Genomic DNA, 17866 nt, shown 5'->3' on the forward strand with positions numbered 1-17866 from the left:
GAAGATGAAGGGAGTCATCTATGAAAATTTTACAAAAATGGCTGATCGATAATTTTGATTGGCAAGCCATTGGACTCGCTTTGCTGGTTGTTATTTTAACGATCATTGTCGTTAAGGGCGTTGTACGATTTGCTTTTTTTCAAGTTGAAAAAAGATTGCCAAAACGATTGGACATTTGGCAAGATGTTTTGAAGGCGTTTGAAACGCCAGCAAAGATTGCCATTTTATTTGCAGGTATTGTCTGGGCATTGAATATTGCGCAAGCACCCCATAAAATTTTACAGTTTGCTCATGAAATCAATAAGTCGATACTAATATTTAGTATTGGTTATGGCCTATATTCACTGATGTCTTCATTGACACAATTATTGCAACATTTTGGTGCAAAAATTCATATTGAAGTTGATTCAATTGTCATGCCATTTTTAAAACGAACATTGCAATTTGTTGTTATGGCATTAACAGTGACAATGATTTTGTCAGATTGGGGCATAAATGTAAATGGTGTCTTTGCCGGACTAGGATTGGCCGGCTTGGCTGTTTCAATGGCTGCACAAGACCCAATTAAAAATTTACTCGGTGGTATCGTTATTATTACAGAAAAGCCTTTTCAAATTGGTGACAATATTGAATCACCATCTGTTGCAGGTACGGCTGAGGATATTACTTTTCGTTCAACCCTGGTACGAACACTGGATGGCGCGTTGGTTATTGTTCCTAATGCGACATTGTCAAATGAACCGATTACAAATTGGTCGCGTGTGGCTTCTCGTAAAATTGCCTTAACTTTTTATTTGTCATTAGATACGCATACGAAAGAATTAATTGCAGTTTCAGAAGAAACGATGGCAAAATTAGCAACAGATCAGCGTTTTGAAGAAGATACTGCCAAGGCTTATATTAACCAAGTATTACCCTATGGCTATGAATTTGTGGTAAACGTCGCTCTGAAAATGGGACCAAATACTGATTTTCCTGGTGCTCGTGCTGATGTTAACATGGTTGTTATGCGGATATTAGCCGAGCATGATATTCATTTAGCAGTTAATACACGACAGATTAATTAGTTAATACTTGACTTCATTTTGAGAAATGGGTATAGTCTTATACGATATAGAATTGCTTTTTTAAGGATCAGACGAGAGCTGACTAAGGAGCGCGTCAAAAGATGAGAAAAACAAAGTTGATCGCGCCATGTTTGTGGTGCGATTTTTTCTGTAATTAGGGAGGATAAGATGGCGAAAGAATTTGGGCACGTGCGCGCAATTGGGAAAAACTATCGAACGATGTCAAATTGGGATATGTTTGCCACTTGGATAGGTGCTAATGCGAATAATGGGACATGGTATATCGGTGGTGTAATTGCCGCAGCAGGTATGTACACGGCATCAACGACATTAATTGTAACCGGTATTATTTCTTACATTTTTCTAGCGTTAGCTTCATATATGGGATATAAAACGGGTCTGCCAATGATGGTATTAACACGAGCATCATTTGGATTAAAAGGGTCTTTTGGTCCTTCAATTATTAATATTGTTCAATTCATTGGTTGGGCAGCTGCCAATACATTTATTGCGGCGATTTCTATTTCAGTGATTTTTAAAGATTTGTTTGGTTGGACGGCATATGCTAATGGCGGTAAGGCCGGTTTGGTCGTGGGTATTATTATCATGTCACTACTGCACCTAGCGTCTATTTCATTGGGTGAAAAATCTGTACGGATGATTGAACGTGTTGGCATTATTTTAGTCATTATTTTTGTTGTTTGGGAAGCAATTGTTGTTTTTCAAAATGTTTCATTAAGTCAAATTTTTTCTTGGCAAGCACCACATCGTGTCAAAATTTCTTCAGGGGCAGCCATTGATATATTAGCAGCCTTTAATTTAGCTTGGGTAACAGCTTCGTCAGACTTTTCTAGATTTGCAAAAAAGCAATCCGGTGCAACTGGGTGGTCATTTCTTGGTGCCAATGTTGGGTTATTCGGTTTTGCGTTTATTGGACTTTTAGCAACAATTGGTACGGCTGTTATGAACCAATCATTTGATCCAAATGATTCCGATCCGTCAACTATCGCATCAAAATTAGGGTTAGGAATTATTGCATTGTTAGTAATTGTTATTACGTCTACAACGGCTAATGCAGTTAATTTAATGGCAGCCGGTTCAGCGTTAACCAATGTCTGGCATAAGCTAAAGTTAACGCCAGCATTATGGATAGTGACTTTGATTGCCACAGCTGTATCATTTATTCCATTGTTATTTGGAACCTTCCTAGATGCTTTTACAGCCTTTTTGGATTATATTGGGATGTTTTTAGGACCAGAAATAGCCGTATTTTTAGTGGATTATTTTATCATTCGCAAGGGTCATTATGAAATCAGTGAAATCACTAAAGTTGACGGTAAATATTGGTATCGACAAGGTTTGAACTGGCTAGCGATTATTTCATGGGGACTAGGTGTTGTTCTATACTTTAGCTTGAAATCAGTCCTATGGATCAGTGATACGATTGGTGTGACCTTTGTTGCGATGATTTTGACAGGTATCATCTATTATTCATTAACAAAAGTATGCAATCATCAGGTAAAATAAAGTTGTTAATTCATGGCCAATTGAGGATATAAAACATGGCAAAGTATTTAATTGTGACCGAGAAACCTTCAGCCGCAAAAAATTTCATCAAAGCCTTGGGTGGTCAGTCGGGTAATTTTGCTGGTAATTATTACCATATTGTTCATTTGCATGGCCATATGATGGTATTTAAAGAACCTGAGGACATGGTTGCATCAGAAAAGGCAGCCATATATAAATCATGGGCAATGAAGAATATGCCTTGGAATTTGTCAGAAATGAGCTGGCAACGGACTTTTTTAAAACAATGGCAACCACAAACAAAAAGATTACGATCTACAAGATCAGAATTGCTGGCTTTAAAAGAAGAAAGTCAGCATGATTACGATGCCATTGTGATTGCAACGGATACTGATCCATCTGGTGAAGGTGATTTACTTGCTTGGGAAGTGATCGATGCAATTAATTGGCAAGGTCAAGTATTGCGAGCAAATTTTATTGATGAGGCACCAGATAGTATTCGACAAGCAATGCAAATGTTAACAAATGTTTCTGATAAAACCATACATGGTGCTTATTTAAAGGGTGAAACTCGTAGTCGTTGGGATTTTGCTTCGATGCAATTAACTCGGATTGCGACAACTGCAGCAAAAAAAGCCGGATTTAAAGTTGTTGCTCGTGAAGGAAGATTAAAATCAGTCATTGTTTGGAAAATTTATCAACAACAACAAGCCATTAAAAATTATGTTAAACAACCCTTTTTTGAGGTTAGATTTAAAGATACTACAGGGCATACTTTTAAACGGAGTATTACGAAAGAAAAAAAGGTCAATTGGCGCTATTTAGATCAGCAGCAAGCACAACAAGAGTTACAGGGTTACCAAATTGCAGATGTGGTTAATGAAAAGCACACGAGAAGACAACAAGCGCCTGATAAGTTATTAGATCTTGCAGGATTAGCAGCCATTTTGGCCCCACGTGGTTTTGATAGCCAAGAGGTGCTACAAACATATCAACGTTTATATGAGGCACAAATTGTGTCATATCCTAGAACAGATGATAAAACAGTGACCCCTGAGCAATTTTATGCATTATTACCTAAAGTTGATCAAATTGCGACTTTAGTAGGCGTCGATACAAAATTATTGACACATCGTAAACCACGATCGACACATGTGACAGCTACCGGTTCTCACGGTGCAAATCGACCAGGTGAAAATGTGCCGGCAGATTTAACAATGTTATTAAAATATGGGAAAAGTGCTCGTGCAATATACGAAATTTTAGCTAAAAATTATCTGGCAATGCTAGCAGAAGATTATATCTATGATCACGTGACAGCTAATTTGAAACAATATCCATTGTTTCAAACATCGTTCAATTTACCAATTTCCTTAAATTATCGATTGGTATATGATGCACAGGCAGCGTTACAAGATAATCAGAAGCCCAATAATTTGGAAAGTACTCAGCTTGGTCAAACGGCGTCACCGTTTGTTTTTGAAGGTGTTAATCCAAAACCAGTTTACCCAACAACAAAATGGTTAATGGCCTTTTTAGAGAAAAATAATGTTGGTACAGGGGCAACGCGTGTCTCAACATTATCGGATATCAGTCGTGGAACACGAAAGATGATGCAGGAGTATAAAGGACGTTTGACTTTAACAGACGTTGGAAATGTGTCAGCGGTCATGGTACAAGATACATGGATTGCATCACCTAAGATTACCAAACGTTTATTTGAAATTATGAATGAAGTGGGTGAATTTAAAACAGACATGTCTCAGGCGCTTGACTCAGTAACACAAGTTGTGCAACATGATATGCCAATCATGATTAATAATGCGCAAAAATTGGAAACGCTATTAGGAAAACCAAAAATACAAACAAAGCGCAAATCCCGAAAACAAGTGACTGAAAAAGTAATGGCCCACTTTGATGGACAAGAGATTAGTTTTTCTCGAATATGGAGTAATCATACTTTTTCAGATTCAGAGATTCAACAACTTTTAAGGGGGCAAACGATTCATTTTGAGACAAAGACGAAGCGTGGAAAACCATATATTGCTGAGGGAAAATTAGCGCAACAAACATACAAAGGACACAAATATTATGGGTTTAAGTTAAACCCACAAAAACATAAAAAAGCGTAGTCTTTAAGGAGATAATCAAATGTTAATCAAACAAGTTGTGATAGAAAATGCGCAAACGCGACAAGATGTTCGGATCATGAATGGTCAATTTGCAGAGATTAGTGATCATATAGAGCCACAACAGGGTGAGCAAATGATTGATGCAACAGGAAAGTTGATGATTCCACCTTTTGTTGATCCACATGTTCATCTAGACTCTACAATGACAGCTGGACAACCAGAATGGAATGAAAGTGGTACATTATTTGATGGTATCCGCATTTGGAGTGAGCGCAAACAAACGTTGTCTCATGAAGACGTTAAGGAGCGGGCAATTAAAGCGTTGAAGATTCAGGCTGCTCATGGACTGCAGTTTGTTCGTTCACATGTTGATGTCACCGATCCTAATCTGGTTGCGCTAAAAGCATTGTTAGAAGTACGTGAAGAAGTTAAGCCATGGATGACATTACAATTAGTTGCGTTCCCACAAGAAGGCATTTTGTCATTTCCTAATGGCAAGGCATTAATGACTAAAGCTGCAGAAATGGGGGTGGATGCCATTGGTGCCATTCCACATTTTGAATTTACACGTGAATATTCGGTTGAATCATTGCATTTTGCATTTGAATTAGCTGAAAAGTATCACTTGTTAATTGATGCGCACACAGATGAAATTGATGACCCTGCTTCACGCGGTCTAGAAACACTTGCAATGCTTGCATTAGAGACTGGCTTAAAAGAAAAAGTCACAGCATCTCACACAACAGCAATGGGATCTTATAACGATGCGTATGTATCGAAGTTGATGCGATTATTAAAGATGTCTGATATTAATTTTGTTGCTAACCCATTAATAAATATGTACTTGGGCGGTCGCTTTGATACCTATCCAAAACGTCGTGGTTTAACTCGAGTCAAGGAGTTAGATCAAGAAGGATTAAATGTTGCTTTTGGTGAAGATGATATTAAAGATCCATGGTATCCAATGGGAAATGGTAATATGATGGATGTCTTACATATGGGCTTACATGCAACGCAAATCATGGGTCATACAGAAATTATGAATTCATACCACTTTATTACTAGCAATGGTGCTCGTGCTCTCCAAGTAGAAGATAGTTATGGTATTGCAGTTGGTAAACCGGCTAATTTCTTAATTTTCAATGCTGATAATTGGTATAATGCGCTCAATGAACGTGTTGAATTATTGTATTCTGTTCATGAAGGCAATATATTAGTAGAAACAAAACCGGCAGAAATGAAATTTAATTTACCAAAATAAACATATGGCAACGTTCAAAGCGTTTGTTATGAACAAGATGAAACGTATCAGTCTCGTTTCATCTTTTTTAGTGTTTTTCTATGTATTTATATGACTTGAAAAATAAATCTCTCTTATTTTGGTATATATGTGCTTTTAGTGTTGCAGTTATGAAATAACTTATTAAAAAGTTTTAAGAAACATCGTTGTATAATAAGAGGTAAAGATTTACGAAAGAAAATAAGCGCTATTAATAGAATATAGGTAAGAAAATGAAACTGTTAATGATAGAAGATAATGCCTCTGTATCAGAAATGATGGGGATGTTTTATAAAAAAGAGAAATGGGATGTGACGAACGCCTATGATGGCGAAGAAGCATTACAATTATTTACTGAAAATGCTTCGGCATGGGATGTTGTTATACTTGATTTAAATTTACCAAAAATAGATGGTATGCAAGTAGCATTAAAAATTCGGGAAATATCAACAGATGTACCATTATTAATGTTGACTGCTCGTGACTCAGATTCAGATCAAGTACTTGGTTTTGAGGTTGGCGCAGATGACTATGTCACAAAGCCATTTAGTCCAATTACTTTAATTGCGAGAATTAAGGCCCTTCATCGACGTGCGACAATGCAACCAGCAAATCATGATGAAGATGCTGTTGATGATTTTGATATTCAGACACGCACATTTAAATTGAATTCACGGACACGTGAAGCTTATTTAAATGGTGTGCTGATTCCAGATTTAACACCAAAGGAATTTGATTTGCTACGTGTATTGTCAAAAAAGCAACGCCAAGTATTTTCACGAGATCAATTATTACAGTTGGTGTGGGATTATGAATATTTTGGTGATGAACGGACTGTTGATGCACATGTTAAAAAATTGCGCCAAAAAATTGAAAAAGTTGGACCACAAATTATTCAAACAGTGTGGGGAGTTGGCTATAAATTTGATGATTCAAATGTCCCTGAAACACCAATGAAATAAATGATTGAGATGAATAGATGAAAAATAAGTGGGCTAAAGTCTTGCCAGTAAGCGTTGTTATGCTACTAATTTTATTAATGATCATGCTAGTAGTCGATACAATGAAACTTGCCATTATTTTAATTGTATTAATAACCTTTGTGATTGGTCTAGTTAACGTAATCATTTTCCATAGACAAATGACTATTGTCGCACGACAGAAAGATGAAATAGCAACATTAAAAGAAAAAATTGCTACCCAAAAAAATGAAGAAGCAGCAATGTTGTCAAATGCTTCCCATGAAATGCGAACCCCACTAACAACAATTGCAGGTATTGCTGAAGGATTGCAGTATGGTGTTATTAGTCCAGAAGAGCAACAACATTCATATGACATGATTAAAGAAGAAGCTGATCGATTAACACGATTAATTAAATCAACACTATCGTACGAACGATTAAGACAAAAGCATATTGAAAATAAACCGGAAAAATTTTATATTTTGCCGGTGATTGAACGTTTAATGACACAATTAATGCAGCAAGCCGAAGAAGTTGGTGACGAAATTCAAAATTTAATACAGGATGATATTTGTGTGTACGCAGATCTAGATCAGACTGAGCAAATATTAATGAATGTTTTCGCGAATGCGATTCAATTTACAACGAATGGGATTATTACTGTAGAAGTTTATCAAAAAGATACACAAGCGCATATTGTGATTACTGATACTGGTATTGGTATGACGCAAGACGAGTTGTCTAAAATTTGGCAGCGATATTATAAAGCAGACCCATCAAGAACAAAGCGTGGCGAATCAGGCTTGGGTATGGCAATTGTGCAACAATTGGTTAGAGTAAATCAAGGTGATATTCAGGTATCGTCAAAATTAGGCATTGGCACAAAATTTGATATTTCACTACCAACAAAAGCAAATTAGTGAATACTTGTATCATTTACAAGTTCATTGTTATACGAGGTCTCTACCTAGACTATTTCTGTGGTTGAGGCCTTTTTTATTTTACGAAGTTCTAATCGTTATGAAAACGGTTTATTTATGTACAATTGTAAACAAAAGAATATGTTAAAATACAACTATATTGTAAATTTATATATGTTTATTTTAGGGGAATGAAAGAGGGAAATAAGATGACAATATCAGTTCATGAAATTGGTAAAATGCCAAATGGAGAAGTTGCAAAGCAAATTGTACTTGAAAATAAAAACGGTCATAAAATTGGTGTGACAACATGGGGTGCAACTTGGCAATTCTTTAAAACAAATAGTGGACAAGATTTAATGGTCGGCTTACAAACGACAGATAAACTTTGGGAGCAGCTTTATTCAGTTGGGGATATCGTGGGTCGTGTTGGTAATCGTATTACTGGTGCTACTTTTACATTAAATGGTAAAACATACCATTTGAAGGATAATGAATTAGGAAATGCTTTACATGGTGGTAAAGATAATTTCTCAAATAGAATGTGGGATTATACACTGAACGAAGCAGAAAATTCAGTGACATTTACAACAACAATGACTGAGGAAATTGATCATTTTCCAGGAACGATGCCAACATCAGTGACTTATAAGTTTTCAGACAATGATGAGGTTGTTTTGACATTTTGCGCAGAATCGGATGAAGATACACTATATAATCCAACTAGTCATGGCTACTTTAATCCAGCAGGTATTGATACTGATGCACGTGATTTGTATTTACAGATTCATTCACAACGTCGGTTGGAATTGCGTCCAGAAGATACGACGCCAACTGGTAATTTTTTGGACAATGTAAATACCCCGTTTGATTTTAACGAACCAACTAGAATTGGTGATAACCTATCAAAATTAGATGGTCCGTATGATGTAAAATTTGATAATGCATTTGAAATTAATCAAGTTGCTGGGCGACCAGCTGCTGTTGTTTCAGATCCAAAATCAGGACGTAGTATTGAAGTGTATTCTGATAGAAATGCAATTATCTTTTTCATTGCTGATCCAGCAGTTGCTTACCATGAAGGTGATCGAGAATGGTTTGACAAGCATCCATATAATGCTGTTGCATTGGAAGCACAAACATTATCAGATGCCATTAATCATGAAGGCTTTGGTGATATTGTTTTGCCAGCTGGTAAGAAACAAACATATCAAACGGTATATAAGTTTAATAATTTAGATTAGTATCAAAAGATTGTGTAAAATAATACATGGAAACTCTTTCATTTTTAATCGTTAAAAGTTATAATTGGTCTATACCGCAAAGAGAGATAGCGATAAACAGACAAACGATATAGAGGAAGAGGGATTTAATTATGACCACATTATCATTTGATACTTCAAAATTGGCATCTTTTGTTGGAGAAGACGAATTATCAATGATGCAACCAATGGTTAATGTTGCTGACGAATTATTACGTCAAGGAACTGGTGTTGGTGCTGAATACACTGACTGGCTACATTTACCAACAACATACGACAAAAATGAGTTTGCTCGTATTCAAACAGCTGCAAAAAAGATTCAAAAAGATTCAAAAGTGTTAGTTGTTGTGGGTATTGGTGGTTCTTATTTAGGTGCACGCGCAGCAACTGATTTTCTAAATGATTATTTTAATAACTATTATGGTGACGAAGATCGTGATTTTCCACAAGTATTGTTTGCAGGAAATTCAATTGCACCAGCATACTTAAATAGTTTGATCAAATTGATTGGTGATCGTGATTTCTCAGTTAATATTATTTCAAAATCAGGGACAACAACTGAGCCTGCTATTGCTTTCCGAGTATTAAAGCAATTACTAGAAAAGAAGTATGGTGTTGAGGGTGCACGTGAGCGTATTTACGCAACGACTGATGCAGCACGTGGTTCTTTAAAGACGCTAGCTGATGAAGAAGGTTATGAAGAGTTTGTTGTGCCTGATGGTGTTGGCGGTCGTTTTTCAGTATTAACAGCTGTTGGTCTACTACCTATCGCAGCTGGTGGTGGTGATATTGAGCAATTAATGGCTGGTGCAGCAGCTGGTGAAAAAGCGTATGCAGATGCCGATTTGACAAAGAATCCTGCTTATCAATATGCTGCTTATCGTAATATTTTGTATCGTAAGGGATATACAACCGAATTATTGATTAATTATGATCCAACACTTGCACAATTTGGTGAATGGTGGAAGCAATTACAAGGTGAGTCTGAAGGAAAAGATGGTAAGGGTATTTTCCCTGCATCAGGAAACTTCTCAACTGATTTACATAGTTTTGGTCAATATATTCAAGATGGCCGTCGTAATCTGTTTGAAACATTGGTTCGAGTTACTGAACCAGTTACTGATATTACAATCCCAACAATGGACGCTGATGACGGCTTGGGCTATTTGCAAGGGGAGCAGATGAGCTACGTTAATCGCACGGCTTCTGAAGGAACAATGCTAGCACACGTTGATGGTGGTGTACCAAATATGGTTGTTGAGATTGATAAGCAAAATGAATTTGCTTTAGGTCAAATGATTTATTTCTTTGAAGTTGCTGTTGGTATATCAGGTTACTTAAATGGTATTAATCCATTTAACCAGCCTGGTGTTGAAAACTATAAGCGGAATATGTTTGGTTTGTTAGGTAAGCCAGGTTATGAAGAATTAACAGAGTCATTAAAAGCACGTCTATAAAAAACATTTTAAAAGAATCGAAACATATGTTTCGATTCTTTTTCGTAGACTATGAAAAATATTTTCTTTATAAAAAAATAAAAGACACCTTGCTGAAAATAGTGACAATACTAGTTTTTAGCAACAAAATCTGATAGTATAATTCAGAAAGACATAAATTTAGGAGAACTCAATCATGGCAACTATTGGTATGAATGACTTGAAAACTGGTTTAACAATTTTGTATAACCAATCAATCTGGCGCGTATTGGAATTCCAACACGTTAAGCCTGGTAAAGGTGCAGCCTTTGTACGGTCAAAGTTGAAGAACCTGCGTACAGGTGCTGTTAATGAAGTAACATTCCGTCCTGGTGACAAGTTTGAAACGGCAAACATTGATCAGACAGATATGCAATACTTGTATGCAGATGGTGATCAACATGTATTTATGGATAACGAAACATACGAACAAATTTCTATTCCAGCAGATAAAATTGCTGATGCATTGAAGTTTTTGCTAGAAAACATGAATGTTAAAATTACAACTTATAATGGTGAGATTTTAGATGTTGAGCTACCTAAGACGGTTACGTTAACTGTTAAGGAAACGCAACCAGGTATTAAGGGGGCTACTGCCAATGGGGGTGGTAAGCCAGCAACAATGGAAACTGGCCTAGTTATTATTGTGCCTGATTTCATTAATGAAGGTGATAAGCTAGTTGTTAATACTGACAATGGTGGATCATATACTTCACGTGCCTAGTCTTTACTGACAAAATTGGGTATAATAGATATATTGATTTAGAAAGCGCCGACCGGCTGCCGGCCGGCGCTTTCGTATTTAGGAGGTCGGTTCCGTATGGCAGAAGAGGCAATCGTATTAACACACTCAGATGAAGACTCTGGTGAAACCTTGGTTAGTATGCGTGTATTAGAGATTATCGCAGGTTTAGCTGCGCAAGAAGTCAAAGGTGTTTCTCGTTTAAGTGGTTCATTATCAGAACGGGCACAAGAAGCATTTGGACGGCATGTACATGGTAAAGGAGTTGCGTTACAACAAACAGAAGATGGCCTCATTGTAGATGTCTATGTATACCTAAATTATGGTGTTAGTGTACCCAAGGTAGCACATGATATTCAACAAAAAATTACATCTCAAGTTGCAGCAATGACAGAACTCGTTGTGACATTGGTTAATGTTCATGTGCAAGGTGTTGTATCGCAAAAAACAACGAGTACTGTTGATGTGAACAATCTGTTTGATGAAGAACCAGACGTGGAAGGAACAAAATAATGAGCGAACTAAATCGACACCAAATTCGTCAAGCTGCTTTTCAATCACTTTTTGGATTAGCATTAAATGCAACTGCTGATGTAGACATGACAATTTCACAAGTATTATCTGGTGATCCCGAAATTGCTTGGCAGGATGAAATACCAGCAGATTTAACAGCTATTGTTTTAGGTGTTGTCGCTCATCAAGACGAATTAGACTTAATTATTTCTGACCATTTGACTACTGGTTGGACGTTAGAACGACTAAATACGACAGATTTAGTTTTGATGCGCTTAGCATTGTATGAGGCGAAATATACAGAAGTACCAACAAAAATAGCAGTAAATGAGGCAATGCAGTTAGCCCATGATTTTACTGATGATAAGTCACGTAAATTCATCAATGGTGTACTAAATAAAGCCTTGACTTTAGATTAGTCGAGTGTATAATAAGGATTTGTTAGGAAATAAAGTAATGGCTGCCCGCTATTCACCTCGTTAAGATTACTTATCAGGTTAATCATTTTATCATACAGATGATAGATAGCGGGTTGTTGTGTTTCACGACAAGCCGCTTTTACTTTATCGCAAGTTTTTTCGGAGGTAAGGATCATAGCAAACGCACGCCAACCACAACAACAAAAAGATTTAATCAATGATCGCATTCGTGCACGTGAAGTTCGTCTAATCACAGATGACGGTGACCAAGGTGTTATGTCTAAAGCAGACGCACAACGCCTTGCTGACGATGCTGAATTGGATTTGGTATTGGTGCAAGCCAACGCTAAGCCACCTGTTGCCAAGATTATGAACTATGGAAAGTTTAAATTCGAAGCACAGAAAAAGCAACGTGAACAACGAAAGAATCAAAAAGTTGTTAATGTTAAAGAAATTCGTCTTAGCCCAACAATTGATGTCAATGACTTTAATACAAAAAAGAACAATGCAATCAAGTTCTTGAATAAAGGTAATAAAGTGAAAGTATCAATTCGTTTCCGCGGACGTGCTATTACGCACAAGGAAATTGGGCGTGAAGTGATGAATCGTATGGCAATGGATCTTGAAGAAATCGCAAAGGTTGAATCAAGAGCTAAGATGGAAGGGCGCAGCATGTTTATGGTGCTTGCACCCAAAGAAACTAAGTAATTAAACCAGTTTGGAGGACATATCAATGCCTAAGTATAAGACACACCGCGCTTCAGCAAAGCGTTTTAAGAAAACTGCTAATGGTGGGTTGAAGTCAGCTAACGCCTATACGTCACACCGTTTCCACGGTAAGACTAAGAAGCAACGTCGTCAATTACGTGGTACTTCAATGATGAACCACACAACTTTGAAGACATATACGCACTTGTTGAGCCGTTAATTATTACTATTTCTAATAGTTATAACTGGTTCCAAATAAAAATAGAAATTACTGGAGGAAATACCCATGCGAGTTAAGGGTGGTAACGTTACGCGTTCACGTCGTAAGAAGATGATTAAGTTGGCCAAGGGTTACCGTGGTCAACGTCACATCAACTACAAGGTTGCTAAGCAACAAGTTTGGAAGTCATGGTTCTATGCATTCCGTGATCGTAAGCAAACAAAGCGCAACTTCCGTAAGTTATGGATTGCACGTATCAATGCTGGTGCACGTATGAACGGTTTGTCATACTCACGTTTTATGAACGGTTTGTCATTGATGGGTTCAACTTTGAATCGTAAGATGTTGGCTGAACTAGCTGTATCAGACTTTGAAGCATTTTCAGCTTTAGTTGAAGATGCAAAGAAAGCTTTGGCAGATGATGGACAAGTTGTTGCAGAAAAATCAGCGGCTACTTTAGAAAAGGGTGTTACGATTAACGCAGCTACCCCAAAGCAAGCAGCTTCTACTGCAAAGCCAACTGAAAAGAACACCGTCGCTGAAATCAAAGCATACTTATCAGAAAATGGTATTGAATTTGCTTCTTCAGCAAAGAAAGCTGAATTATTAGCATTGGTTTAATGCTTAGTAAAATATAAATTTGTCAATAACAATTGAAAAATTTATTCGAAGAAGTTGGGACAGAAAATATGTCTCAGCTTCTTTTTATTAATTAAGACACTAATGTTAATAATAAACAAATGGTATAACTAAAAGATAGGGCTGGGACGAAGGCGATTTTTTTCACATGCAAAATGAGATGATATATTAATTGACAAGCACAGGCAATGCAACATGCTAACCAAAAATGTTGAAAATCTAAATACAATGCTAAAATTGCTAACACATCAAGATCGCCATTACCAATGAATTGTTCCTGGTTATAAGTATTGATTATAAGAATAGAAGTATAGATAAAAAAGATCCACCAAATTGGTACGCGATAAAAAAGCATGCCTATCATTAATGGGAGCGCAAGCCATAAACTATTGATCGTTTGTTGATGAATGTCTTGGTAAGCTAAGTAAATGAGAATAATTAATAATAGTAAATCAAAAATCATATGGTTGACTCGTTTCTAAAAAATTTGATTATTTCAATAAGGACGTTTTACTAATTCGATTGGACAAAAATGATACGCCCGGGATTGTTTGCAAACTAAAAGCCAATCTATCAACGTTTTTATACAATAAAAAGTTGCATAATATGGCGTAGGGTGGTATATTATTAATTGTGCTTTTAGTTAGCAGGGTGTTTGCGGTTACGCGACGTGCTGAACTCGTGAACGAGAAGTACCACATAAGTCCCTCTTTCTGGGTTATTGTTGCTTAATTAATGATACGCCTGGAAATGTGGATTAAATACTATAATAAAGAAAATTTGAAAGGGGACTCTTCGAAATGCCTACAATTAACCAATTGGTTCGTAAGCCTCGTAAGTCACAGAGCACAAAGTCAAAGTCACCTGCTTTGAACTTTGGTTATAACTCACAATCAAAGAAAGCTACTCGTGTTTCTTCACCACAAAAGCGTGGTGTTGCTACTCGTGTTGGCACGATGACACCTAAGAAGCCTAATTCAGCTTTGCGTAAGTATGCTCGTGTACGTTTGTCAAACTTGATTGAAGTTACTGCATATATTCCAGGTATTGGACACAACCTTCAAGAACACTCAGTTGTTTTGATCCGTGGTGGACGTGTTAAGGACTTGCCTGGAGTTCGTTACCACATTATCCGTGGTGCACTAGATACTGCTGGTGTTGATGGTCGTATGCAATCACGTTCTAAGTATGGTGCAAAGCGCCCTAAGAACAAGAAAAAATAATCAGGGAGGACTTAAATAATGCCACGTAAGAGTTACACTAAGCAGGCTGAAGTTCTGCCAGATCCAATTTATAACTCAAAGCTTGTTTCACGCTTGATCAACCGTTTGATGCTTGATGGTAAGCGTGGAACTGCTTCAACAATTTTATACGATGCTTTTAACCGTATTAAGGAAGCTACTGGTAATGAACCATTAGCTGTCTTTGAAGAAGCATTGAACAATATTATGCCCGTATTGGAAGTTAAAGCTCGCCGTATTGGTGGTTCTAACTACCAAGTTCCTGTTGAAGTTCGTCCTGAGCGTCGTGTGACACTGGGATTGCGCTGGTTAGTGCAATACTCACGTGCCCGCGGTGAACATACGATGGAAGAACGTTTGGCAAAGGAAATTATGGATGCTGCTAACAATACTGGGGCATCTGTTAAGAAGCGTGAAGACACACACAAGATGGCTGAAGCCAACCGTGCCTTTGCACACTACCGTTGGTAATAATCCAATTTTGTGGCTGCAGTCAAATGACAGTAGCCACTTTTGGTGTATTTACGGTATAATATATTTAGACAACCAACATGCGGTGGCATAAGGCATTGCATGTTAAGAAATTCAAGGAGAATTACTCATGGCTAACAAGCGTGAATATCCTTTGCTGCGTACTCGTAACATTGGAATCATGGCTCACATCGACGCTGGTAAGACAACGACGACAGAGCGTATTTTGTATTACACTGGTAAGATTCATAAGATTGGTGAAACACATGATGGTGCTTCACAAATGGACTTTATGGATCAAGAGAAGGAACGTGGAATCACGATCCAATCTGCCGCAACGACAGCTGTTTGGCATGGTTTTTACGATCAATATAAGAACGAACCATACCGTGTTAACATTATTGACACCCCAGGTCACGTGGACTTTACTATTGAAGTTGAACGTTCATTGCGTGTACTTGATGGTGCCGTAGCCGTATTGGATGGGGCTGCTGGTGTTGAGCCACAAACTGAAACTGTTTGGCATCAAGCTGAGACTTATGAAGTACCACGTATCGTCTTCGTTAACAAGATGGATAAGTTAGGTGCAGATTTTGCAATGTCTGTTGATTCATTGAAGGAACGTTTGGATGCAAACGCTAAAGCCATTCAATGGCCAATTGGTGCTGAAGATGATTTTGCTGGTGTTATCGATTTGATCGAAAAGAAGGCAATGTATCCAACAACTGAACTTGGTGAAGAATGGGAAGAACGTGAAATTCCTGATGAGTACAAAGATTTAGTTGAAGAAAAGTACAACGAATTGGTTGAAGCTATCGCAGATGTTGATGATGAAATCATGGATAAGTACTTAGAAGGTGAAGAAATTTCTGAAGCCGAGTTAAAGGCTGCTATTCGCCGCGCAACAATTTCACTACAATTCTACCCAGTTCTTGCAGGTTCAGCTTACAAGGATAAGGGTGTCCAAATGATGTTGGACGCAGTTGTTGAGTACTTGCCATCTCCACTAGATGTTAAGCCATATGTTGCTAACGATCCAGATACTGGTGAAGAAATTGATTTGGTTGCTAACGACGAAGATCCATTCGCTGCTTTAGCCTTCAAAGTTATGACTGACCCATTCGTTGGTCGTTTGACGTTCTTACGTGTTTATACTGGAACTTTGGAGTCAGGTTCATACATCATGAACACTTCAAAGGGTAAACGTGAACGTGTTGGACGTTTGCTACAAATGCATGCAACTGACCGTAAAGAAATCCCTGAGGTATTCTCAGGTGATATCGCTGCTGCTATCGGTTTGAAGGATACAACAACTGGTGATTCTTTGACATCACCAGATCGTCAATTGATTTTGGAATCAATGGAATTCCCTGACCCAGTTATTCAATTGGCTGTTGAGCCTAAGACAAAAGCTGACCAAGAAAAGATGGCTGTTGCTTTGCAAAAGCTTGCTGAAGAAGACCCATCATTCCGTGCAGAGACTAACCCTGAAACTGGTGATACTTTGATTTCAGGAATGGGTGAGTTGCACTTGGACATCATCGTTGATCGTATGAAGCGTGAATTCCACGTTGATGTTACTGTTGGTGCACCTCAAGTTGCTTACCGTGAAGCATTCACGAAGACTGTTCAAGCTCGTGGATACTTCAAGCGTCAGTCTGGTGGTAAAGGACAATATGGTGATGTTTGGATTGAGTTCTCACCAAACGAAGAAGGTGCTGGCTTTGAATTCGAAGATGCCATTGTTGGTGGTGTTGTTCCTCGTGAATATATTCCTTCAGTTGAAGCTGGCTTGAAGGAGTCATTGAACAACGGTCCTTTGGCTGGATTCCCATTGGTTGATTTGAAGGCTAAGTTGTATGATGGTTCATACCATGATGTCGACTCATCTGAAGCTGCCTTTAAGATTGCTGCTTCATTAGCTTTGCGAGAAGCTGCAAAGACTGCAGGAGCCGTTATTTTGGAGCCAATCATGAAGGTTGACATTGTTGTTCCTGAAGATAATTTGGGAGATGCAATGGGTCACGTTTCAGCTCGTCGTGGTTTGCTTGAAGGTCAAGAGCAACGTGGTAAGCAAATGTTAGTCCATGCTAAGGTGCCATTGTCAGAAATGTTTGGTTATGCAACTACTTTGCGTTCAGCTACGCAAGGTCGTGGTACTTTCCAAATGTCATTTGATCACTATGAAGCTGTACCTAAGAATGTACAAGAAGAAATCATTGCTAAATACGGTGAATCAAACGCTGAATAGTTTGATTTTCAAAAAGATATAAGAAGGACGCCAATAAT

Annotated in this window: 18 protein-coding genes and 1 pseudogene; 18 read left to right on the forward strand and 1 reads right to left on the reverse strand. The window is 37.7% G+C overall.

Annotated elements, in window-relative coordinates; translation table 11 throughout:
- Positions 1–20 precede the first annotated feature (20 nt).
- From ACSKY2_RS09225 to ACSKY2_RS09295, 15 genes and pseudogenes are all read left to right on the forward strand, one after another.
- A complete protein-coding gene (locus ACSKY2_RS09225; protein ID WP_489877548.1) occupies positions 21–1067 on the forward strand; it encodes a mechanosensitive ion channel family protein in 1047 nt (348 codons plus the stop codon).
- A gap of 168 nt (positions 1068–1235) precedes the next feature.
- On the forward strand, positions 1236–2594 hold the full coding sequence (locus ACSKY2_RS09230) for a cytosine permease (protein ID WP_489877549.1): 1359 nt from the start codon (positions 1236–1238) through the stop codon (positions 2592–2594).
- 35 nt (positions 2595–2629) lie between these two features.
- Complete coding sequence (locus ACSKY2_RS09235; RefSeq protein WP_489877550.1) at positions 2630–4726, forward strand: DNA topoisomerase; 2097 nt, start codon at positions 2630–2632, stop codon at positions 4724–4726.
- Between the two features lie 19 nt (positions 4727–4745).
- A complete protein-coding gene (gene codA, locus ACSKY2_RS09240; RefSeq protein WP_489877551.1) occupies positions 4746–5987 on the forward strand; it encodes a cytosine deaminase in 1242 nt (413 codons plus the stop codon).
- Positions 5988–6238: 251 nt separating this feature from the next.
- Entirely contained in the window at positions 6239–6967 is a 729-nt protein-coding gene (locus ACSKY2_RS09245) for a response regulator transcription factor (RefSeq protein ID WP_489839994.1), read from the forward strand.
- Positions 6968–6984: 17 nt separating this feature from the next.
- A complete protein-coding gene (locus ACSKY2_RS09250) occupies positions 6985–7887 on the forward strand; it encodes a sensor histidine kinase (RefSeq protein WP_489877552.1) in 903 nt (300 codons plus the stop codon).
- Positions 7888–8096: 209 nt separating this feature from the next.
- Entirely contained in the window at positions 8097–9131 is a 1035-nt protein-coding gene (locus ACSKY2_RS09255; RefSeq protein WP_489839992.1) for an aldose epimerase family protein, read from the forward strand.
- A 131-nt stretch (positions 9132–9262) separates the two neighbouring features.
- Entirely contained in the window at positions 9263–10606 is a 1344-nt protein-coding gene (locus tag ACSKY2_RS09260) for a glucose-6-phosphate isomerase (RefSeq protein WP_489877553.1), read from the forward strand.
- 175 nt (positions 10607–10781) lie between these two features.
- Complete coding sequence (gene efp / locus ACSKY2_RS09265) at positions 10782–11348, forward strand: elongation factor P (protein WP_489839990.1); 567 nt, start codon at positions 10782–10784, stop codon at positions 11346–11348.
- A 96-nt stretch (positions 11349–11444) separates the two neighbouring features.
- Positions 11445–11879 (forward strand): Asp23/Gls24 family envelope stress response protein, encoded by a 435-nt coding sequence (locus ACSKY2_RS09270; protein WP_489877554.1) that lies wholly within the window; start codon positions 11445–11447, stop codon positions 11877–11879.
- Positions 11879–12298: a transcription antitermination factor NusB gene (nusB, locus tag ACSKY2_RS09275; RefSeq protein ID WP_489839988.1), complete on the forward strand. Its 420-nt coding sequence runs from the start codon at positions 11879–11881 to the stop codon at positions 12296–12298. The genes ACSKY2_RS09270 and nusB overlap by 1 nt, the downstream gene beginning before the upstream one ends.
- Before the next feature lie 174 nt (positions 12299–12472).
- Positions 12473–13006, forward strand: coding sequence for a translation initiation factor IF-3 (gene infC / locus ACSKY2_RS09280; protein WP_489840600.1), 534 nt, complete (start codon positions 12473–12475; stop codon positions 13004–13006).
- A 25-nt stretch (positions 13007–13031) separates the two neighbouring features.
- The gene (gene rpmI / locus ACSKY2_RS09285; protein ID WP_002828932.1) at positions 13032–13226 is read left to right on the forward strand and encodes a 50S ribosomal protein L35; all 195 of its coding nucleotides are present in this window, start codon (positions 13032–13034) and stop codon (positions 13224–13226) included.
- A 66-nt stretch (positions 13227–13292) separates the two neighbouring features.
- Positions 13293–13706, forward strand: a pseudogene (rplT, locus tag ACSKY2_RS09290) (50S ribosomal protein L20); the annotation flags it as partial.
- A 63-nt stretch (positions 13707–13769) separates the two neighbouring features.
- Positions 13770–13847, forward strand: coding sequence for a HeH/LEM domain-containing protein (locus tag ACSKY2_RS09295; RefSeq protein ID WP_489878206.1), 78 nt, complete (start codon positions 13770–13772; stop codon positions 13845–13847).
- Positions 13848–13938: 91 nt separating this feature from the next.
- On the opposite strand, the gene ACSKY2_RS09300 is transcribed toward ACSKY2_RS09295, so the two are convergent.
- Positions 13939–14328, reverse strand: a complete 390-nt coding sequence (locus ACSKY2_RS09300; protein WP_489839987.1) for a prepilin peptidase — start codon at positions 14326–14328, stop codon at positions 13939–13941.
- A 337-nt stretch (positions 14329–14665) separates the two neighbouring features.
- Between ACSKY2_RS09300 and rpsL the strand changes: the two genes are divergently transcribed.
- The 3 genes from rpsL (at position 14666) to fusA (ending at position 17828) form a co-directional block, all read left to right on the forward strand.
- Positions 14666–15088, forward strand: a complete 423-nt coding sequence (rpsL, locus tag ACSKY2_RS09305; RefSeq protein ID WP_489839986.1) for a 30S ribosomal protein S12 — start codon at positions 14666–14668, stop codon at positions 15086–15088.
- An 18-nt stretch (positions 15089–15106) separates the two neighbouring features.
- A complete protein-coding gene (gene rpsG, locus ACSKY2_RS09310) occupies positions 15107–15577 on the forward strand; it encodes a 30S ribosomal protein S7 (protein WP_074427543.1) in 471 nt (156 codons plus the stop codon).
- Between the two features lie 130 nt (positions 15578–15707).
- Positions 15708–17828 (forward strand): elongation factor G, encoded by a 2121-nt coding sequence (fusA, locus tag ACSKY2_RS09315; protein ID WP_489877555.1) that lies wholly within the window; start codon positions 15708–15710, stop codon positions 17826–17828.
- Positions 17829–17866 lie beyond the last annotated feature (38 nt).

The organism is Weissella sp. ESL1156, from assembly GCF_058505625.1.